Source organism: Haloferax marisrubri, assembly GCF_001469875.2.
In the GTDB taxonomy this organism is placed as follows: Archaea; Halobacteriota; Halobacteria; order Halobacteriales; family Haloferacaceae; genus Haloferax; species Haloferax marisrubri.
Genome location: NZ_LOPW02000010.1, coordinates 691,789 through 710,838 on the forward strand (window position 1 = coordinate 691,789; position 19,050 = coordinate 710,838).

Genomic DNA, 19,050 nt, shown 5'->3' on the forward strand with positions numbered 1-19,050 from the left:
TGTCGGAAGCGATTGTCGTTCTCCCCTAAATGTCTCGTGGCCGCCGTGAGAGGGCGTCTCGCGGTACGTGATGTCGATACGTGCTGATGGCGACGCGTCCAGCGACCGCCCGACGGTCGCCGAATGCCGGAGGGTCACGTTCAAGTCTCGCCGTGCGATAGCGATGGGCATGTTACTACGGGGCGCTCGGGTGATTCGCGGCGACCGCGTCGTCGAGGAGACTGACGTTCGAACCGACGCCGAGACGGGGCGAATCGAGGCCGTCGGCGACCTCGACCCCCGCGGGGACGAGCGGGTCGTCGACCTCGCCGGCAAGACGGTCACGCCCGGACTGGTGGACGCGCACGTTCACTTCTCGCTCTCGGGGGAGCGGAGCGTCGAGGACGTGGTCGGCATGTCCGACGCCGAACTCACGTTGGTCGAGGCGCGAAACGCCCGGAAGACGCTCGAAGCGGGCGTCACGGGCGCTCGCGTGATGGGCGCGCGTGACATCGACGTGGCGCTGAAGCGCGCCATCGACGCCGGGGACGTGCCCGGTCCGCGGACGGTCGCCAACTGCCGGTCGATAACCATCACCGGCGGCCACGGCCACCACATGGGCCGCGAGATAGACGGGCCGACCGAGGCGCGAAAGGCGGTCAGAGAGCAGGTGAAACTGGGTGCCGACTTCATCAAGTTCATGACGACCGGCGGGGTGACGACGCCCGGCAGCGACCCCGGCGCGGTGGCGTTCACCGACGAGGAACTCCACGCGCTCGTCGACGAGGCGCACCGCCGGGGCGTCCACACCGCGACCCACGCCCACGGCGGCGAGGGCGTGAAAGCCGCCATCCGGGCCGGCGTCGACACGGTCGAACACGGGACGTTCCTCGACGACGAGGCAATCGACCTGTTCTTGGAGCGCGACGCGACGCTCGTGCCGACGCTCTCCGCGCCGTACCACATCGTCCGCAACACCGAGGCCGCGACGAAAGAGGACGTGACGAAGACCGAGTTCGTCTACGACCGCCACATCGAGTCGTTCAAACTGGCCGCCGAGGCCGGCGTCCGCATCGCCGGCGGCACCGACGCCGGCACGCCGTTCAACGTCCACGGCGGCAACGCCACCGAGGTGCAGTTCATGGCGCAACACGCCATGGAGCCGCTGGACGCCATCCGGGCGATGACCGAGACGGCCGCCGACGCGGGGGGGCTGGACGACTGCGGCGTCGTCGAACCCGGCGCGTACGCCGACCTGCTCGTCTTCGACGACGACCCGCTTTCGGACCTGACGGTACTGAACGACCCGACGGCGGTCCTGAAGGGTGGCCGCGTCGTCGCCGGCGCGGTCCCCGGTGCGGTTTCAGGCGGAGAATAAGTGACGGCTCAGCGAACGTCGTCGGGGTCGAGGTTCCAGCGGAACTCGGCGTCGTAGTCGCCGCCGGTCGTCGCCAGCCAGTCCTCGCGGGAGACGCTGTAGCGGAGTTCGTCGGCCGGGTCGCCGTCGATGACGATGCTGTTTGGCTCGCGGCCGTCGAGGCCGCCGCCGAGCGCCGCCATGTACTTCTCGATAGCGCGCTGGGACTTCTCGTTCGCCGCGACGTGCGAGACGGCGACGACTTCGAGGTCGAACGCGTCGAACGCGAGCGCCGCCAGCGCCGCGGCGCGTTCGCCCGAGTAGCCGCGACCCCAGTAGCGCGGGCGGAGCCACAGGCCGAGTTCTCCGACGCGGCGGTCCCACTCGGTGTGGAGGCCGCCGAACCCGGAAATCTCGCCCGCGCCCTCTTCGCCCTCGCGCGGGATAATCGCGTAGTCGGCGCTCTCCGCGTCGGTCCAACTCGACTCCCCGCGGTCGAGGAAGTCCTTCGTCACCTTCGGCGTCTCGTGGCGCGACCACGGCATGTACCGGGTCACGTCGTCCATCTCGGGAGCCGAACAGAGGTCGTACGCCTCGTGGACGCCGACGTGCTTCGGGCGGCGGGCAACCAGTCGAAGCCGCGGCGTCTCGACGACTTCGGGAAAGAGGTCGCTCACTCGCGGCCCTCCCAGCGGAACTCGGCGTCGTAGTCGCCGCCGGTCGCGGTTTCCCACTGTTCGCGGGTCACGGACCAACCGCGAACGTCGCGCGGGGTGCCGTCGGCGTCGACGGCCTCGTTGGGAAACAGACCGTCCTCCTGCCCGCCGAATCGGTCGGTGTACTTCTCGATTGCTCGACACGACGCCTCGTTTTCGGGCATGGCGTACGCGAGCGCGACGTCGAGGTCGAGCACGTCGAAGACCGCGGCGAAGAACGCGGCCGCGCGCTCGCCCGAGTAGCCGCGGCCCCAGAACTCCTTGCGGAGCCACATGCCGAAGACCGCCCGGCGCTTGTCCCACTCGGGGTTGAAGCCGGCGGTGCCGGCGAACTCGCCCGCGCCGTCCTCGCCGTCCCGAGGGAAGACGGCGTAGATGGCGTTCTCCCCGGACTCGTGGCCTTCTTCGGCCTGTTCCAGAAAGTCCAGCGTCTCCTTGGGCGTCTCGTGGGGGTTCCACGTGACGAACTCGGTCTCCTCCTCGATGGTGTCCGACCGCGAGGCGGCGAACTGCTCGTATGCGTCCAACGGGTCGACGACCTCCCGCGACAGGGCGCGGAGCCTGAGCCGCGGGGTCACGATTTCGTCGGGGAACATGGAACGGAGTCCACTCGGAGGGCGCTAATAAGTTTTCTGAGTATTGACAGTTGACGACACGAGACAGTCTCTGACCCGGTCGCCGCTCTCGAACCGGTCGGATTCGAACACGTTCCGGGTTCGCACACGTTCTCCCGCGCGAGAACCCGGAGGTGCGTATTTGTGGCGGGAGCGCGTCTAGCGAGGTCGGGAACGGGTGAGACGAGATGGACTGGGAGCGAACGGTGGGCGGCTACGCACTCGTCATGGGAGCCGTGACGCTCGTCATCTGGGTGTTGACCGTCGAGCGCGGTCCGGTCATGGAACCGCGGACCGACCCGTTCGCGCTGTTCGCGTCGCTCGTGTTGGGCGGACTGACCGGCGTGTCGCTGCTGGCGACGGGTGTGGGACTCGTTCGGAGCCAACTGTGGGCGCGGCCGCTCAGTCTCGTCGCCTTCGGCCTGCTTTTCGCCGGCGTCATCGACAGCGCCGGCTACTACGCCGGCGTCGGGCGAGTCGGCGTCGTCGTGGGGCTGTTCGTCGTCTGCCTCGTCACGCTCGCGGCGCTCGGCTGGTCGCTCGTCGACGCCCGGAACCGGGCGCGGCGGGCGGCGTGGTGAGTCGATGTCTCTGTCGGTGAGTCGCCCCGAGACTCCGGGCGCGTCCGGTGGCGCGTCCGGCCGGCGCGCGGCGCTCCGCAACCACTAAACGCGCCTCGGTCCTCCTTCCGGTAATGGTAGACTGGACGGAGAAGTACCGCCCATCGACGCTCTCCGAGGTCCGCGGCAACAACAAGGCCCGCGACGCCCTCGCGGAGTGGGCCAAGACGTGGGACGACCACCGGGAGGCGGTCGTCGTCCACGGGAGCCCGGGCATCGGAAAGACCTCCGCGGCCCACGCGCTCGCCGCCGACATGGGCTGGGAGACGGTCGAGTTGAACGCGTCGGACCAGCGGACCGGCGACGTCATCGAACGCTTCGCCGGCCGCGCCGCGAAGAACGCGACGCTCGCCGGTTCCTCGACGGGCACGTCCACCCGGCAGCTAGTCATCCTCGACGAGGCCGACAACATCCACGGCAACTACGACCGCGGCGGGGCCAGCGCGGTCACTCGCCTCGTCAAGTCGTCGAGCCAGCCCATCGTCCTCATCGCCAACGAGTTCTACGACATGAGCCGCGGGCTCCGGAACGCCTGTCAGGAAATCGAGTTCCGCGACGTGTCCGCCCGCTCTATCGTCCCCGTCCTCCGCGACATCTGCCGCAAGGAGGGACTGGAGTTCGAGTCCGACGCCCTCGACCGCATCGCCGAGATGAACAGCGGCGACCTGCGCTCGGCCGTCAACGACCTGCAGGCCATCGCCGAGGGTCGCGAGAAAATCACCGAAGAAGACGTGGTCATGGGCGACCGCGACCGCTCGGTCGGCCTGTTCGAGTTCCTCGACGCCGTCCTCAAAGAGGAGTCCGCACAGGACGCGCTGTACACCGCTTACGACGTGGACGAGACGCCCGACGACCTCACGAAGTGGGTCGAGGACAAGGTCTCGCTGGTCTACGAACCCGACGAACTCGCCCGCGCCTACGACTTCCTCGCCAACGCCGACCGCTGGCTCGGCCGCGTGCGCGCCACGCAGAACTACTCCTACTGGCGCTACGCGACCGACAACCTCGCCGCCGGCGTCGCGGCCTCCCGCGACCGGACCCGCGGCGGGTGGACCCGCTACGGCGGCGCGCCCTACCGCTCGACCCGCGACAAGACCCGCGACACCGTCGTCCAGAAAATCGCGGAACAGGGCGGCTTCAGCATGGCGACCGCCCGCCGCGAGGTCCTGCCGTACCTCTCGGCTATCACCCACCACTGCAAGCCCCGCGAACTGACCGTCGCCATGGCCGCCTACTACGAGTTCGACGAGTCGCACGTCTCCTTTGTCACCGGGAGCGGCGAGACGACGAACAAGGTCCAGTCAATCGTCGAGGACGCCGGCGAACTCCGCGAGGAACTGGTCGAAGAACACGCCGGCGGCGCGTTCGCCGGCATGGAAGGCGTGTCCGTCGAGGGCGACGCCGCGGCCGACGGCGACGATGGTAACGGAGCAGACGACGGCTCGGGCGACGTGCTCGACCGCGACGCCGACGCCGACGAGTCTGCCGAGAGCGACGACGCCGACGCCTCGACCGACGACGGGCAGTCCGGCCTCGACGACTTCTTCTGAACGGGACCATCCGTCGCGTTTCCGCGGTTTCCGCCGGTTTTCCACCGCCCGGGGTTGACGCCACGCGGAGCTTTTTGGGGCCGCCCGACGAACCGCGCGTATGAGAGCCGCAGTCCTCCGCGAACACGGTGAACCGCTCGACGTGACCGAAGTCCCCGACCCGACGTGTGACCCCGACGGCGTCGTCGTCGAAGTCGAGGCCTGCGGCATCTGCCGGAGCGACTGGCACTCGTGGATGGGCCACGGCGAGTGGGCCGACGACGCGGTTCCGCCCGGACAGATTCTCGGCCACGAACCCGCCGGTCGCGTCGTCGAGGTCGGCGACCGCGTCCGGACGATTCGCGAGGGCGACCGCGTCGCCTTGCCGTTCAACCTCGCCTGCGGTTCGTGCGGCTACTGCCAGACCGGCCACGGCAACGTCTGCACGGGCGACCACCCGCACGCGCTCGGCTTCGAACTGTCCGCGCAGGGCGCGTTCGCGGACTTGGTGCATCTCCCTTCCGCCGATTACAACGCGATTCGACTCCCCGAGGGCGTCTCGCCGACCGACGTGGCCGCGCTCGGCTGTCGGTTCATGACGGCCTACAACGCCCTCGACGCCCGCGCCGGTCTCCGCGCGGGGCAGTGGGTCGCTGTCCACGGTTGTGGCGGCGTCGGCCTGTCGGCAATTCAGGTGGCGAACGTCCTCGGCGCGCGCGTCGTCGCCGTCGACGTGCGCGACTCCGCGCTGGACGCGGCCGCCGACCTCGGCGCTGACGCCGTCGTCGACGGCTCCGCGGAGGACCCGGTCGAAGCCATCCGGGGGCTGACCGACGGCGGGGCGCACGTCTCGCTCGACGCGCTCGGCGTCGCGGAGACCTGTCGGAACTCGGTTCGGTCGGTCCGGCCGCGGGGGTCGCACGTGCAGGTCGGCCTGACGACCGAGGCCGAAAAGGGGAACGTGTCCCTGCCGACCGACTGGATGACGAGACACGAGGTGTCGTTCCTCGGCGCGCGCGGGATGCCGCCGACGAGCGCGGACGACCTGCTCTCGCTGCTCGCGTCGGACGCGGTCGACCCCGGGTCGCTCGTGACGAAGACCGTCTCGCTCGACGAGGTTCCCGAGCGGCTGGCCGCGATGACCGACTACGACACCGTCGGCGTCGAAGTGATGGTTCCGTAAAACAGGGCTGTCGTCGGTTCGGACGCTCGTTGCGGGCTCAGGGCGTCGGCGTCGGCGCTCGACGTTCTTCGGTCGCCTCGTCGTCCAGTCCGCGCCAGACGACCTCGCCGCAGTCCGGGCAGTCGAGTCGGACCGCGCGGCCGTCGCGCGTCCGTTCGGGCCACGCGTCGATACCGGCGGCGCGGCCGCAGGTCTGACAGAAGAGGACGGCCTTGGTGCGTTCGCTATCGGGCGGCTCGTGACTGAATTCGCGGGGTGCGTAGTTCATGCCGCAGGAAGCGGCGTTTCGGGGGATAAGCTTGTTGGAAGATTCCGGGTGTGTGCCCGGCTACCCCGGCTCAGAGTAGCTTCGAGAGGAACTGCTTGCCGCGGTCGGTCTTCGGGTTCTCGAAGAACACCTCGGGCGGCGAGTCCTCGACGACTTTGCCGTCGGCCATGAGGACGATGCGGTCGCCGACCTCGCGGGCGAAGCCCATCTCGTGGGTGACGACGAGCATCGTCATGCCCTCCTCGGCGAGGTCGTGCATCACGTCGAGCACCTCCCCGACGAGTTCGGGGTCGAGCGCGCTCGTGACCTCGTCGAACAGCATCACGTGCGGGTCCATGGCGAGCGCGCGGGCGATGGCGACGCGCTGTTGCTGACCGCCCGAGAGCTGGTTCGGATAGGAGTTCGACTGCGCGCCGAGACCGACGCGGTCGAGCAGTTCGTCGGCGCGGCGCTCGGCGTCTCCTTCCTTGAGTCCCTTCACCTTCGTGGGTGCGAGCGTCACGTTCTCTCGCGCCGTCTTGTGCGGAAAGAGGTTGAAGCTCTGGAACACCATGCCGATGCGCTGGCGCAGGCGGTTGATGTCCGCGTCGGCCGCGGAGATGGACTGGCCTTCGAGTCGAATCTCGCCGCCCTGAATCTCTTCGAGGCGGTTCGCACAGCGGAGGAGCGTCGATTTCCCGGACCCCGAGGGCCCGATGATGACGCAGACTTCGCCCTCTTCGACGTTCAGGTCGACGTCTTTCAGGACGTGCGTCTCGCCGAAGTACTTGTCAACCTCGTCGAACTCGAGGAGACTCATCGGCGGTCACCTCCCCAGTCGGCGCGGGCTTCGAGGTGGTTGACGATTTTGCCGAGCGGAATCGTAATCATGAGATAGGCGATGGCGACGAGGATAATCGGCGTCCACGGGTCGAACGTGGTCGAGTTGACGTTGCGGAACGCGCTGATGAGTTCCGGGATGGCGATGACCGTCAGGAGCGACGTGTCCTTCACGAGGATGACCTGGTCGTTACCGATGGCGGCGAGCGCGTTGCGCCACGCCTGCGGGAGGACGACCTCGCGCATGCCCTGCACGTAGGACATCCCGAGCGAGCGGGCGGCCTCCATCTGTCCCTCCGGGACGGCGTCGATGCCGCCGCGGACGGCCTCGCCGACGTAGGCGGCGTGGTTGAGCGTCAGCCCGATGATGGCCGTGGGGTACTGCCAGTTGGAGATGGGGAACTGCCCCGGCGGCCAGAACGCCGGAATCCCGACGAAGATGACGAGCAACTGGAACAGAAGCGGCGTGCCGCGGAAGAACTCGACGTAGGCGGTCGCGACGGTGTTCGTGAACCTCGTGTTCGACACCCGACCGAGGCCGACGAAGATGCCCGCGGTGACGGACAACAGACTTCCGAGAAGAACGATACCGAGCACCCGCAGGAACGCGTTGACGAACTGCGGGTGGATGATTTCGACGAAGAGTTCGAAATCGACCTGCGTGAAGATAATCGCCGCGATGAAGCCGCCGACCGCGAGCGTGAACAGTCCCGCGACAGCCGCTCCCAGTCGTCTGAGCGTTTTGTCGTTCAAAAACTGCTCTTGGTACTCACCGTCTCCGGTGCGTCCCTCGGAGTAGGAATCAGCCATTGGTAGTGTTTCTCACAGTAGTGGGATAAAAAACGCGTCCTGGTCGAGTTACCCGGAGAAGTACTCCGAGTAAATCTCGTCGTACGTGCCGTTGTCGCGGATGGTCTGCAGCGCGCCGTTGACCTCCTCGCGCAGGTCGTCGTCGTCCTGCCGGAAGCCGATACCGTACTCCTCGACGGTGAGGGTGAGGTACGGCGGGGCGTTCTCGCTACCCTGCTCTTCGGCGGCGCCGGCCCCTTCGAGGAACCGGACGTTGTCGCTCTGCTCGACGAACTCCGCGTTGACGGTGTTGTCGTTGACGACCGCGCGGACCTGGTTGTTCCGGAGCGCGTCGAACGCGCCGGTCACCTGGTCGTAGCTCTGAATCGTCAGGTCGCCGCCGAACTCCTCTTTGAGGCTGGTCGCGGCGCTCTCGCCGGTCGTCCCCTTCTGGACACCCACGGTGACGCCCTGCAGGTCCTCCTTCGAGGAGATGTCACTGCTGTTGAGCACGATGACCGTCTGGTACGCGGTGAAGTACGGGTCCGAGAAGTCGATCTGCTCCGCGCGGTCCTCGGTGATGGTCATCGCGGACATGATGACGCGGAAGTTCCCGTTGTTGAGCGAGGGGATGATGCTGTCGAAGCTCGTCTTCTGGAACTCGTGTTCGTAGCCGAGTTCGCCGAAGACCGCCTCGGCGATGTCGACGTCGAAGCCGACGAGTTCGCCCTCGGTCGTCTCGTACTCGAACGGCCGGTACGGGATGTCCGAGCCGATGGTGATGGTCTCGCTGCTACTGCCGCCGCCGCCGAGACAGCCGGCCAGCGTGAACGCGGCCGCGGCTCCGGCGGAGCCCTTCAGAAAGGTGCGACGTTCCATAACAGCCCTCAGGTAGCACAGCCCCGTATAACACTTCTTCGGTCCGTTCGTCAATTCGTTCCGATATTGACGAAAAATATCCGGGAATTGTGTAGATGGGTGAGACATATCTCTAACTATGAAACGGATTCAGAATATATTCTTTTTCTCGGAGTAGTCTGTAACTCGAACTGAGAATGTTGAGGATATACTCGACAGTTATCTTATTTCTTGTATTTAATGCCGGATGTGAGAGTGGGTGACGGCTCGGGTCGTTCCGGCCCGTCAGTCCGCGTCGTTCGTCGCGCCGGCCTGCGGTACCGGGAGGCCGCCGCGGACGAGGAGCGCCGCGCCGGCGACGAGGACGAGCGCGAGAACGGTTCCGCCGAGGTGAGCCAGTTCGAGCACCGGACCGTACACCTGCCGGCCGGCGATGAGGAGCGCGACGACCACGACGCTCGCGGGCGCGGTGACGAATCTGAGCCGGCCGTAGGCGTCCGCCCGCGGGCCGTGGGCGGCGTTCGCCCAGAGGGTGACCGCGACGAGCGCGGCGTAGGTGGCGAGGCCGACGACGTAGTAGACGGCCTGCGTCGTCGGGCCGAAGGAGACGAACGCGTGGGGCGCGAGGACGAGCATGACGGGCGCGCCGACGAGCGCCAGTCTGACCGCGTCGGCGATGCGGGGGATGCCGCGGTCGACGAGTCCCCACGCGGCGGCGGCGACGACGGCGGTGAAGATGGAGGTCGCGACCACGTAGTGGGCGGTGAGGATGACCCACTCGTACTCGGTGACGGTGAGCGCCCCGAGGACGATTTGGAACGGGAGGATGACCGTGGCGACGACGAGCGCGTAGCGGACGCCTTTCCCGACGCCCTCGCGCCACGCCTGCACGGTCGTCCCGAGGATGAGGAAGCCGGTGAGCATGGCGACGAGGCGGTGGAACCACTCGATGAAACTGCCCCAGTTGGCCGGGAACAGGCCGAGGAAGCCGTCGCAGAACGGCCAGCGCCCGGCGCAAGTGAGGCCGGCCCCCGAAGCGGCGGTGTACACACCGAGGACCATCAGGACGCCGGTCATCGCGGCGGCCCCCGCGAGGAGGCGGCGAAGCCGAGGTGTCATACGCGAGGGTCGGGACCGCGCGAACTTATATCTCGTCGGTATGGTCCTCGAAGATGTCACCCCGGAACGCAGTCCCGCGGCCGGCACCGGTCGGCTCCGAACGGCTCTGACGGGGTTCGTCCCACTTGTCCGAGCCGTCCCATTCAAGTCGGTTCGGTTGGACGCGCGAACATGGACGAGCGACTCGAATCCCGAGCGGACCGACTCGACGCGTATCTCGACGACCGCGGCCTCGAAGCAGTCTGGTTCGCCCGACCGAACTCCTTCGCGTGGCTCCTCGGCGGCGACAACGTCGTCGACCGCGACTCGCCGTTGGGCGTCGCCGCCGCCGGCTACGACGGCGACGAGTTCCACGTCGTGACGGACAACATCGAAGCGACCCGCCTGCTCCACGAGGAAGTCCCCCACGAGGACGTTCGCGTCCACCGCTTCCAGTGGTACGAGGGCTCGCTGGCGTCCGGCGTCGAGGCGGTCTCGCCGACCCCCGCCGCCGCCGACTTCGACGTGCCCGGCTTCGAGGACGTTGACGCCTCGGCCGTCCGTCAGCCGCTTTCCGATGCCGACATCGAGGCCTACCGCGAACTCGGCCGCGACGCGGCGAGCGCGGTCGAGCGGGTCTGCCGCGAACTCGCGCCGGGCGACACCGAACACGAGGTCGCCTCCGGCCTGAAAGTCACGCTCAGCGCGATGGGCATCGAAGCGCCGGTGGTGCTCGTCGGCAGCGGGCGGCGAGCCCAGAAGTACCGCCACTACACGCCCAAACAAGAGGAACTCGGCGACTACGCGCTCGTCTCCGTGACGGCCCAGTGCGGCGGTCTCTACGCGAGCTGCACGCGAACCGTCGCGTTCGACGCGCCCGAGTGGCTCGAAACCCGCCACGAGGGAGCGATGCAGGTCGAGACGGAGGCGCTGGCGGCGACCCGAACGGCCGCCGTGGAGGACGGTACCGCCGGCGACGTGTTCAACGCTATCCGCGACGCCTACGACGCGGTCGGCGAGTCCGAGGAGTGGCTGAACCACCACCAGGGCGGCGCGGCCGGGTTCGCCGGCCGGGAGTGGTTCGCCACGCCCGACGCCGACGACGAGGTCCACGCGCCGATGGGCTACGCCTACAACCCGACCATTCAGGGCGCAAAGAGCGAGGGAACCGCGCTCGTCACTGACGAGGGCGTCGAGCCGCTGACCATGACCGGCCGCTGGCCGACCCGAACCGTGACCGACGCCGACGAGACCGTCGAACTCGAACGGCCGGAAATTCTTCACATCGAAACGGAGTAATTTTTCGAGCGGAGCGGCGTCGATTCGTCGCCGTGACCTCGCCGCCGTCCGCCGGAGATTCGACTATTGTCGAAGTCAAAATTCGACGTTGTTGAATAGCTTTTTGCCCCCTGCGTGAGGACGTGTTGGTCATGGGACTGGACGACGACTCACGGGAATATCACAGACAAGACCCACCCGGAAAAATCGAGATTGCGACGACGAAGCCGACGAACACACAGCGCGACCTGAGCCTGGCGTACTCGCCCGGCGTGGCCGCGCCGTGTCTCGACATCGCGGAAGACGAAGACGCCGCCTACGAGTACACGGCGAAGGGCAACCTCGTCGGCGTCGTCTCGAACGGCTCCGCCGTCCTCGGGCTGGGGGACATCGGAGCGCAGGCGTCGAAGCCGGTGATGGAAGGCAAGGGCGTGCTGTTCAAGCGCTTCGCCGACATCGACGTGTTCGACGTCGAACTCGACATCACTAACGTGGACGACTTCGTGGCGGCGACGAAAGCGATGGAGCCGACGTTCGGCGGCATCAACTTGGAGGACATCAAGGCCCCGGAGTGCTTCGAAATCGAACGACAGCTCCGCGAACAGATGGACATCCCCGTGTTCCACGACGACCAGCACGGCACGGCCATCATCTCCGGCGCGGCCCTGCTGAACGCCGCCGACATCGTGGACAAGGACCTCGACGACCTCGACATCGTCTTCTCCGGCGCGGGCGCGTCCGCGCTCGCGACGGCGCGGTTCTACGTCTCGCTCGGCGCGAAAAAGGAGAACATCACGATGTGCGACTCCTCGGGAATCATCACCGAGTCGCGCGTCGAGGAAGGCGACGTCAACAAGTACAAAGCCGAGTTCGCACAGCCGGTCGACGAGGGCTCGCTCTCGGACGCCATGGAAGGCGCGGACGTGTTCGCGGGGCTCTCCGTCGGCGGCATCGTCAGCCAGGAGATGGTGCGGTCGATGGCCGACAATCCGGTCATCTTCGCGATGGCGAATCCGGACCCCGAAATCACCTACGAGGACGCGAAGGAAGCCCGCGAGGACACCGTCATCATGGCGACGGGGCGCTCCGACTACCCGAATCAGGTGAACAACGTCCTCGGGTTCCCCTTCATCTTCCGCGGCGCGCTCGACGTCCGCGCGACGGAGATTAACGAGGCGATGAAGCGCGCGGCCGCCGAAGCGCTCGCCGAACTCGCCCGACAGGACGTGCCCGACGCGGTCGTCAAGGCCTACGGCGACCACCCGCTGCAGTTCGGTGCCGACTACGTCATCCCCAAGCCGCTGGACCCCCGCGTGCTGTTCGAGGTCGCCCCCGCGGTCGCGCAGGCGGCGATGACCTCCGGCGCGGCCCGCGAGCGCCTCGACATGAACGAGTACCGCGAGCGCCTCGAAGCGCGCCTCGGGAAGTCCCGCGAGATGATGCGCGTCGTCCTCAACAAGGCGAAGTCGGACCCCAAGCGGGTCGCCCTCGCCGAGGGCTCCAACGAGAAGATGATTCGCGCCGCCTACCAGATGCAGGAGGAGGGCATCGCAGAGCCCATCCTCGTCGGGAAGACGACGACGATCCTGCGCAAGGCGGAGGAGTTGGGTCTCGACTTCGACCCGACCATCGCCAACCCCCGCGACGGCGAGTGGGACCACTACGCCGAGCGCCTCTACGAGCTTCGACAGCGCAAGGGAGTCACGCAGTCTGAGGCGGAGGAACTCGTCCGCCGCGACTCGAACTACTTCGCCAGCGTGATGGTCGAAGTCGGCGACGCGGACGCGATGCTGACGGGGCTGACCCACCACTACCCCTCGGCGCTTCGCCCGCCGCTGCAGATTATCGGCACCGCCGAGGACGCGAACTACGCGGCCGGCGTCTACATGATGACGTTCAAGAACCGCGTGGTCTTCTGCGCCGACACGACGGTCAACCTCGACCCCGACGAGGAGATTCTCGCGGAGATTACGAAGCACACCGCCGAACTCGCCCGCCAGTTCAACGTCGAGCCCCGCGCGGCGCTGCTCTCGTACTCCAACTTCGGGAGCGTCACGAACGAGGGGACGCGCAAGCCCCGCGACGCCGCGGCACTCCTGCAGGACGACCCCGACGTGGACTTCCCGGTCGACGGCGAGATGCAGGCCGACACCGCCCTCGTCGAGGACATCCTCGAAGGCACCTACGACTTCGCGGAACTCGACGAACCGGCGAACCTGCTCGTCTTCCCGAACCTCGAAGCGGGGAACATCGGCTACAAACTGCTCCAGCGCCTCGGCGGCGCTGAGGCCATCGGCCCGATGCTCGTCGGCATGGACAAACCCGTCCACGTCCTCCAGCGCGGCGACGAAGTCAAGGACATCGTCAACCTGGCGGCGACGGCGGTCGTGGACGCCCAAGAGGAGTAACGCGCCCGAGCGGAGCGAGGGATTTTTTTGGTCCAGCTTTTTTCGGAGAGGTGAGCGGAGCGAACCCGAACCGAAAAAAGGTGGTCGTTCGACCTGGCGGCGACGGCGGTCGTGGACGCCCAAGAGGAGTAACTGACGACTCCGGTTCTGCTTTTTTCGGCGAGACGCTCACCCGAACTCGACCCACGCGACGGCGACGCCCAGCCCGACCGCCGGCGGGGCCGCGTAGAGCGCGAACGTCGTCGAATCCGGCGGCGAGAAGCACGCGGCGAAGACGACGAGACAGAGGAGCGACAGCCCTCTCGTCCGCCCGGCGAGTCGCCGCGAGAGCGCTCCGGCGCGGCGTAACCCGAGCAGAAGCGGGGCGACGGCCGCGCCGCCGCCGACCGCGACCGGGAAGAACAGTTCGAGTTCGAGCGCCGACTGGCGGGAGTCGGCCGCGACGCGACCCCATTCGACCAGCAGGTCGGCGAGCGGCGGCGCGAACTGCCGCGCGGCGACCGTTCCGACGAGGAAGCCCGCGGCGGCGACCACCAACCACCCCGAGGCGTCGCGGAGGTTGACCGCCGGGTCGCGGTCGGCGAGGAAGACGAGCGAGACGCCAGCGGCGAGAGCACCGGCGAGTACGCCCAGTTCGAGACGAACGAGGAAGGTCGGGTCGCCGACACCGACGACAGCTGTCGAAACACCCGAGGACAGAGAGACCCCGGCAGTCGGTGAGACACCGGCAGTCGGCGAGAGAAGTGCGGGGTCGCGGACGGCGGCGAAGACCAAGACGGCCGTCAAGACGGCGGTGACGGCGAGTCGGCCCGCGTGGCGACGTGCGGTCGCGCCGAGCGGCGAGAGCCCGCGTCGCTGCGGGTCGAACGCGTCGACGGTCTCCGTGGGGTCCATACGTCCGGCGTCGTCACTCCGCGTTGTCAACTTTTTGACGGAGAGGTGACCGGCCGCCGGCGGGACGACGGCGAGTGGGACCGCTCGCGCTCGGCGGCCCCGGACGGGCGGGGCGAACGGGTCGGCGGCGACGCCTCGCGCTCAGTCGCTCGCCCGACCCTCGAACCGCGAGGGCGGGAGATAGCTCACGTCCGTGCCGGAGTCAGTTTCGAACTCCGGCGGGTCGGGGAGCACGCAGCGGTCGGCGCGCCGGTTGACGTGTTCGTACTCGCCCGGCGCGTTCGCCAGCGGGTGCGCGGGGTTCTCGCGGCTGTCGATTCGCGCGGCACGAAGCTCACCGAACCCGGCGATGCGGGCTTGAATCCCGCGCCAGTGGTGTTCGCTCCCCGCGGGGACGACGATGCGCTTCGGCGACTTCCAGTCGGGGTGGTCGCCGGCGAGGACCGCGTTGTTGACGTTCGCGGCGAGGTCGTCGTGGTCGACGAGGACGCCGACGCGAGCGCCCGGCGGCGCGCGATTGGCGAGCACGTCCAGTCCGAGGTGAAGTGCGCGATACTCCGAGACGTTGTTGTCGGGCGGCACGTCTGGGAGCGCGATACGGGCGACTCGCTCGCCGTCGCGGGTCTCTATCACCGCACCGAGTCCGCCGCCGTTGGGGCGGTACGACCCGTCCGTCGCGACGTAGAAGTGTCGTTGGTGCGTGCGCGGCGGGTGTGCGATGTGGGGCGTCGGCGACTCGTCGAACAAGTCCCGAAGTGTGGGACGGCCGGTCACGGCCATACGAATCGTTCCGCGATGGTCCCTAATAAGCGTACCCCGTGTTCGGGGGGTGATGACTCGGGAGCATAACTGTGCACAATATATGGGCAGAACGCTATGCGGGAGCCGAATCACAGGCAATGGATATAAGAACGACCGACGCAATCTACCTTCGATGGCTGATAACAATTCACACATTAGTCGGCGGTCGTACATGAAGTTGGCAGGCGGCGCGGCGGCGTCGGCGGCGCTCGCGGGTTGTTCCGGCGGCGGTGGTGAGGAGACGGAGACCACCGAACCGACGACGACTGGCGGTGAGGAGACGGAGACCACCGAACCGACGACGACCGAGGACAGCGGTTCGTTCGACGTGACCATCACGCAGGGCCAGATGCCCTCCGGTCTCGACCCCCACGACCACCGCGAGACGACGACGGACATCGTCGTCCTCCACGCCTACGAGGGCGTTCTGACCCGCGACGCGGCGGGGTCGATTCAGACCGCGCTCGCGACGAACTACGAGCGTATCGACGGGGAAAACGCGGTCCGCTTCGACCTCCGCGAGGGCGTCACGTTCCACAACGGCGACGAACTCACCCCCGAAGACGTCGCGTACAGCATCAACCGCGTCGTCGACGAGGAGGTCGGCTTCGCCAGCCCGCAGAGCGACCAACTCGCCGGCGTCGCCGGAGCGGAGGTCATCGAGGGCGAGAACGCGGTCAAGGTCAACAACTCCTCGCTCAACCCCATCGTGTTCTCCGAGTTCGCGACCTACCTCGACGTGATGCAGCAGTCGTGGGTCGAGGACAACGACCAGGCGTACATCAGTCAGAACATGAACGGGACGGGGCCGTTCCAACTCGACTCGTACACCGAAGACGAGGAAGTCGTCCTCACGGCGTACGACGACTACTGGCAGGAGCCGGCGTCGGTCGACACGCTCACCTTCCGCGCCGCGTCCGAGGCCAGCACCCGCGTCAACCAACTCCTGCAGGGCGAGACCGACCTCATCGTCAACGTCCCGCCCCAAGAGGTCCAGCGCGTCACCAACTCCGACAACGCCCGCGTCGCGGCGTCCCCGTCGACCCGCATCATCTACAACGGGATGCGCTACGACCTCGAACCGTTCGACTCGGTGGAGTTCCGGCAGGCGATGAACTACGCCGTCGACCTCGAAAGCATCGTCCAGAACGTGCTTGAGGGCTTCGGCGCGCAGACGGGCCAGCCCACTCTTCCCGAGTTCGTCGGGCACAACCCCGACCTCGACCCCTACCCGTACGACCCGGACCAAGCCGAACAGTTGGTCGAAGACTCCGGCTACGCCGGCGCGGAAATCGAGCTTCACACGCCGGTCGGCCGCTACCTGAAGGACCTCGAAGTCGCGCAGGCGGTCGCGGGCTACATCGACGAGCTCCCGAACGTCACGGCGACGGTCCGCCAGCGCGACTTCGGGTCGCTCGTCGACGAACTGCTCGCGGGCAGTATCGAGGCCCGCCCGCCGTGGTTCCTCATCGGCTGGGGCGAAGCGACGTTCGACGGCGGCCTCGTCATGGAGGCGCTTCTCGCCTCCGACGGGACGCTCACGACGTGGCAAAACGAGGAGTTCGACGCGCTGCTCGAACAGGCCGGCAACCAGTCCGGCGAGGAGCGCGAGGCGACCCTCCAAGAGGCGAACGCGCTGGCCCACGAGCAGTGTCCGTGGATCTTCCTGAACCAGCAGTACAGCGTCTACGGCGTCAACGACGCCATCGCATGGGAGGCCCGCTCCGACGAGCGCATCGACGCGTACGCGATGAGCCAGCAGTAGTCGATGTCGCTGTCGAGGTTCCTCATCAAACGCTCGCTCCAGGGGCTGTTCGTCATCTGGGGGGTCATCACGGTCGTCTTCGGCCTCCGGTTCATCTCGCCGGGGGACCCGGCGAACGTGCTGTTGCCGCCCGACGTCGACCCCGAGGTCAGAGCGCAGGTTATCGCCGAACTCGGGCTGAACGAGCCTCTGTACGTGCAGTACTGGCAGTTCATCTCGGGCATCCCGTTCGGCGACCTCGGCCTGTCGCTCGTGACCCGAACACCGGTCGCGGCGCGCGTCGTGGCAAGGCTCCCGGCGACGATGGAACTCGCCATCGCGGCGACAATCGTCGCCGTCGTCATCGCGATTCCGCTCGGCGTCCTGTCGGCCACGCGGCGTCACCAGCCCGCGGACTACGGCGCGACCGTATTCTCGCTGGTCGGCATCAGCACGCCGAACTTCTGGCTGGGCGTGATGCTCATCCTCGTGCTCGCGGTCCAGTTGAACCTGTTCCCCACGAGCCAGCGTCCTATCGGCCTCGACGGCATCGCGATGCTTCTCGCCGGCGGCGACGTGGGCGCGGCGGTAGACGGGTTCGTGACGTGGCTGTGGCACATCACGCTGCCCGCAATCACGCTCGGGACGTACTTCACCGCGCTCATCACGCGGCTCACCCGCAGCGGGATGCTCGACCAACTCGGACAGACCTACGTCCGCGCGTCGCGGGCGAAGGGGCTCCCGGAGACGCTGGTCCGCTACAAGCACGCGCTTCGGAACACGCTCATCCCGGTCATCACCGTCATCGGTCTCCAGCTCGGCACCCTCATCGGCGGGGCCGTCATCACGGAGGCCGTCTTCGCGTGGCCCGGGCTCGGGACGCTCATCATCAACAGCATCAACGCCCGCGACTGGCCGGTCTTACAGGGCTCGCTCATCATCGTCGCGGTCGGGTTCGTCCTCGTGAACATCCTCGTCGACGCCCTGTACGCCTACGTCAACCCGCAGGTGGCCTACGATTAACGCTCTATGATATCGGAACGCACACGCAGAAACCTTCGTCGGGAACTCAGACGGAGTCTCCTCGCGAAGCTTGGCATCGTCGTCGTCATCCTCATGGTGGCGATGGCCATCTTCGCGCCGTTTATCTCCCCGTATAGCCCGTCTCAACAGAACCTCGACAACGCCCGGCAACCGCCGCTCGGCTTCAGCACGGCGGAGACCCGGGAGGTGACGCAGATGGAAAACGGAAGCGTCGTCATCGAGGACGGGCAGGTCGTCACCGAGACGCAGACCGTCTACACGAACGCGACGTTCGCCCACCCGCTCGGCACCGACGGCAACGGGCGGGACATCCTCTCGCGAATCATCTACGGCGCGAGAACGTCCATCCTCGTCGGGCTGTTCGGTACGTCGCTCGCGGCGCTTATCGGCGTCCTCGTCGGGCTGTCAGCGGGGTTCTATCGCGGGCGCGTGGACGACGTGCTGATGCGGAGCGCGGACATCATGCTCGCGTTCCCCTCGCTCGTCCTCGCAATCGCCCTCGTCGGCGTCTGGGGACAGGCGCAAGCGCCAATTCCCGACCCGTTCGTCGCCACCGGAATCGCCCCGGCGTTCCGCTCGGCGGTCGGGTTACCGACGGGCATGCCGGAGACGGTCGTCCTCCCGGGGACGGTCATCGTCGTCGTCGCGCTCGTCAACTGGGTGTGGTTCGCCCGCGTCGCCCGCGGCGAGGCGCTCTCCATCCGCGAGGAGGAGTACGTGAAGGCCGCGAAGGCCCTCGGCGCGAGCGACGGCCGGACGGTGCTCAGACACGTCCTCCCCAACGCCATCACGCCCATCCTCGTGCTGGCGACGATTCAGGTGGCCGCCATCATCCTGCTCGAATCGGCGCTGTCGTTCCTCGGCTTCTCCGGGGCCGACGTGTCGTGGGGCTTCGACATCGCCCTCGGCCGGCAGTACCAGTCCACCGCGTGGTGGATTTCGACGATGCCCGGCCTCGCTATCGTCGTGACGGTCATCGGGCTGAACCTCGTCGGCGACTGGCTCAGAGACGCGCTCGACCCCGGCATCGAAGGGGAGGGGGGCGTCTGAG

18 protein-coding genes are annotated in these 19,050 nt (G+C 67.6%); 9 read left to right on the top strand and 9 right to left on the bottom strand.

Annotated elements, in window-relative coordinates; all coding sequences use genetic code 11:
* Positions 1 to 169: 169 nt before the first annotated feature.
* The gene (locus tag AUR65_RS10505; protein WP_058566994.1) at positions 170 to 1,357 is read left to right on the top strand and encodes a metal-dependent hydrolase family protein; all 1,188 of its coding nucleotides are present in this window, start codon (positions 170 to 172) and stop codon (positions 1,355 to 1,357) included.
* An 8-nt stretch (positions 1,358 to 1,365) separates the two neighbouring features.
* Here the strand turns inward: AUR65_RS10505 and AUR65_RS10510 are convergent, their stop codons facing one another.
* Complete coding sequence (locus AUR65_RS10510) at positions 1,366 to 2,013, bottom strand: GNAT family N-acetyltransferase (RefSeq protein ID WP_058566847.1); 648 nt, start codon at positions 2,011 to 2,013, stop codon at positions 1,366 to 1,368.
* Entirely contained in the window at positions 2,010 to 2,648 is a 639-nt protein-coding gene (locus AUR65_RS10515) for a GNAT family N-acetyltransferase (RefSeq protein WP_058566848.1), read from the bottom strand. The genes AUR65_RS10510 and AUR65_RS10515 overlap by 4 nt, the downstream gene beginning before the upstream one ends.
* Positions 2,649 to 2,854: 206 nt before the next feature.
* On the opposite strand from AUR65_RS10515, the gene AUR65_RS10520 reads away from it, so the two are divergent.
* The 3 genes from AUR65_RS10520 (at position 2,855) to AUR65_RS10530 (ending at position 5,998) form a co-directional block, all read left to right on the top strand.
* Positions 2,855 to 3,247: a hypothetical protein gene (locus AUR65_RS10520; RefSeq protein WP_058566849.1), complete on the top strand. Its 393-nt coding sequence runs from the start codon at positions 2,855 to 2,857 to the stop codon at positions 3,245 to 3,247.
* Between the two features lie 113 nt (positions 3,248 to 3,360).
* A complete protein-coding gene (locus AUR65_RS10525) occupies positions 3,361 to 4,836 on the top strand; it encodes a replication factor C large subunit (RefSeq protein ID WP_058566850.1) in 1,476 nt (491 codons plus the stop codon).
* A gap of 100 nt (positions 4,837 to 4,936) precedes the next feature.
* Positions 4,937 to 5,998, top strand: a complete 1,062-nt coding sequence (locus AUR65_RS10530; RefSeq protein ID WP_058566851.1) for a zinc-binding dehydrogenase — start codon at positions 4,937 to 4,939, stop codon at positions 5,996 to 5,998.
* 37 nt (positions 5,999 to 6,035) lie between these two features.
* Here the strand turns inward: AUR65_RS10530 and AUR65_RS10535 are convergent, their stop codons facing one another.
* The 5 genes from AUR65_RS10535 to AUR65_RS10555 all read right to left on the bottom strand — a co-directional run bounded on the left by AUR65_RS10535 (position 6,036) and on the right by AUR65_RS10555 (position 9,809).
* Positions 6,036 to 6,266: a hypothetical protein gene (locus tag AUR65_RS10535; RefSeq protein WP_058566852.1), complete on the bottom strand. Its 231-nt coding sequence runs from the start codon at positions 6,264 to 6,266 to the stop codon at positions 6,036 to 6,038.
* A 70-nt stretch (positions 6,267 to 6,336) separates the two neighbouring features.
* Positions 6,337 to 7,065, bottom strand: coding sequence for an amino acid ABC transporter ATP-binding protein (locus tag AUR65_RS10540; protein WP_058566853.1), 729 nt, complete (start codon positions 7,063 to 7,065; stop codon positions 6,337 to 6,339).
* On the bottom strand, positions 7,062 to 7,895 hold the full coding sequence (locus AUR65_RS10545; RefSeq protein ID WP_058566854.1) for an amino acid ABC transporter permease: 834 nt from the start codon (positions 7,893 to 7,895) through the stop codon (positions 7,062 to 7,064). Before AUR65_RS10545 ends, AUR65_RS10540 begins: the two co-directional genes overlap by 4 nt.
* A 48-nt stretch (positions 7,896 to 7,943) precedes the next feature.
* On the bottom strand, positions 7,944 to 8,753 hold the full coding sequence (locus AUR65_RS10550; RefSeq protein ID WP_058566855.1) for a basic amino acid ABC transporter substrate-binding protein: 810 nt from the start codon (positions 8,751 to 8,753) through the stop codon (positions 7,944 to 7,946).
* A gap of 264 nt (positions 8,754 to 9,017) precedes the next feature.
* Positions 9,018 to 9,809 carry a COX15/CtaA family protein gene (locus AUR65_RS10555; protein ID WP_199180598.1) on the bottom strand — a complete coding sequence of 264 codons (792 nt, stop codon included), beginning with the start codon at positions 9,807 to 9,809 and terminating at the stop codon, positions 9,018 to 9,020.
* A 213-nt stretch (positions 9,810 to 10,022) separates the two neighbouring features.
* Between AUR65_RS10555 and AUR65_RS10560 the strand changes: the two genes are divergently transcribed.
* Both AUR65_RS10560 and AUR65_RS10565 read left to right on the top strand, forming a co-directional pair.
* Positions 10,023 to 11,129: a M24 family metallopeptidase gene (locus AUR65_RS10560; protein WP_058566857.1), complete on the top strand. Its 1,107-nt coding sequence runs from the start codon at positions 10,023 to 10,025 to the stop codon at positions 11,127 to 11,129.
* A gap of 131 nt (positions 11,130 to 11,260) precedes the next feature.
* Positions 11,261 to 13,516 (top strand): NADP-dependent malic enzyme, encoded by a 2,256-nt coding sequence (locus AUR65_RS10565; protein WP_058566858.1) that lies wholly within the window; start codon positions 11,261 to 11,263, stop codon positions 13,514 to 13,516.
* A gap of 168 nt (positions 13,517 to 13,684) precedes the next feature.
* Here the strand turns inward: AUR65_RS10565 and AUR65_RS10570 are convergent, their stop codons facing one another.
* Together AUR65_RS10570 and AUR65_RS10575 are read right to left on the bottom strand one after the other, a co-directional pair.
* Complete coding sequence (locus AUR65_RS10570; protein WP_058566859.1) at positions 13,685 to 14,410, bottom strand: hypothetical protein; 726 nt, start codon at positions 14,408 to 14,410, stop codon at positions 13,685 to 13,687.
* A 141-nt stretch (positions 14,411 to 14,551) separates the two neighbouring features.
* Positions 14,552 to 15,190: a ribonuclease H family protein gene (locus tag AUR65_RS10575; RefSeq protein ID WP_058566860.1), complete on the bottom strand. Its 639-nt coding sequence runs from the start codon at positions 15,188 to 15,190 to the stop codon at positions 14,552 to 14,554.
* Positions 15,191 to 15,389: 199 nt separating this feature from the next.
* Between AUR65_RS10575 and AUR65_RS10580 the strand changes: the two genes are divergently transcribed.
* From AUR65_RS10580 to AUR65_RS10590, 3 genes are read left to right on the top strand one after another with little or no spacing between them, the layout of a single operon-like run.
* On the top strand, positions 15,390 to 16,976 hold the full coding sequence (locus AUR65_RS10580) for an ABC transporter substrate-binding protein (protein ID WP_233194358.1): 1,587 nt from the start codon (positions 15,390 to 15,392) through the stop codon (positions 16,974 to 16,976).
* A gap of 3 nt (positions 16,977 to 16,979) precedes the next feature.
* Entirely contained in the window at positions 16,980 to 17,978 is a 999-nt protein-coding gene (locus tag AUR65_RS10585; RefSeq protein ID WP_058566862.1) for an ABC transporter permease, read from the top strand.
* 6 nt (positions 17,979 to 17,984) lie between these two features.
* Positions 17,985 to 19,049, top strand: a complete 1,065-nt coding sequence (locus AUR65_RS10590) for an ABC transporter permease (protein WP_058566863.1) — start codon at positions 17,985 to 17,987, stop codon at positions 19,047 to 19,049.
* The last annotated feature ends 1 nt before the right edge of the window (position 19,050 follow it).

Bases quoted from the DNA above. Each gene is read 5' to 3' on its own strand.
- AUR65_RS10505 (WP_058566994.1), top strand. From the start codon at position 170: ATGTTACTACGGGGCGCTCGGGTGATTCGCGGCGACCGCGTCGTCGAG.
- AUR65_RS10515 (WP_058566848.1), bottom strand. From the start codon at position 2,648: ATGTTCCCCGACGAAATCGTGACCCCGCGGCTCAGGCTCCGCGCCCTG.
- AUR65_RS10520 (WP_058566849.1), top strand. From the start codon at position 2,855: ATGGACTGGGAGCGAACGGTGGGCGGCTACGCACTCGTCATGGGAGCC.
- AUR65_RS10525 (WP_058566850.1), top strand. From the start codon at position 3,361: ATGGTAGACTGGACGGAGAAGTACCGCCCATCGACGCTCTCCGAGGTC.
- AUR65_RS10530 (WP_058566851.1), top strand. From the start codon at position 4,937: ATGAGAGCCGCAGTCCTCCGCGAACACGGTGAACCGCTCGACGTGACC.
- AUR65_RS10535 (WP_058566852.1), bottom strand. From the start codon at position 6,266: ATGAACTACGCACCCCGCGAATTCAGTCACGAGCCGCCCGATAGCGAA.
- AUR65_RS10540 (WP_058566853.1), bottom strand. From the start codon at position 7,065: ATGAGTCTCCTCGAGTTCGACGAGGTTGACAAGTACTTCGGCGAGACG.
- AUR65_RS10545 (WP_058566854.1), bottom strand. From the start codon at position 7,895: ATGGCTGATTCCTACTCCGAGGGACGCACCGGAGACGGTGAGTACCAA.
- AUR65_RS10550 (WP_058566855.1), bottom strand. From the start codon at position 8,753: ATGGAACGTCGCACCTTTCTGAAGGGCTCCGCCGGAGCCGCGGCCGCG.
- AUR65_RS10555 (WP_199180598.1), bottom strand. From the start codon at position 9,809: ATGACCGGCGTCCTGATGGTCCTCGGTGTGTACACCGCCGCTTCGGGG.
- AUR65_RS10560 (WP_058566857.1), top strand. From the start codon at position 10,023: ATGGACGAGCGACTCGAATCCCGAGCGGACCGACTCGACGCGTATCTC.
- AUR65_RS10565 (WP_058566858.1), top strand. From the start codon at position 11,261: ATGGGACTGGACGACGACTCACGGGAATATCACAGACAAGACCCACCC.
- AUR65_RS10570 (WP_058566859.1), bottom strand. From the start codon at position 14,410: ATGGACCCCACGGAGACCGTCGACGCGTTCGACCCGCAGCGACGCGGG.
- AUR65_RS10575 (WP_058566860.1), bottom strand. From the start codon at position 15,190: ATGGCCGTGACCGGCCGTCCCACACTTCGGGACTTGTTCGACGAGTCG.
- AUR65_RS10585 (WP_058566862.1), top strand. From the start codon at position 16,980: ATGTCGCTGTCGAGGTTCCTCATCAAACGCTCGCTCCAGGGGCTGTTC.
- AUR65_RS10590 (WP_058566863.1), top strand. From the start codon at position 17,985: ATGATATCGGAACGCACACGCAGAAACCTTCGTCGGGAACTCAGACGG.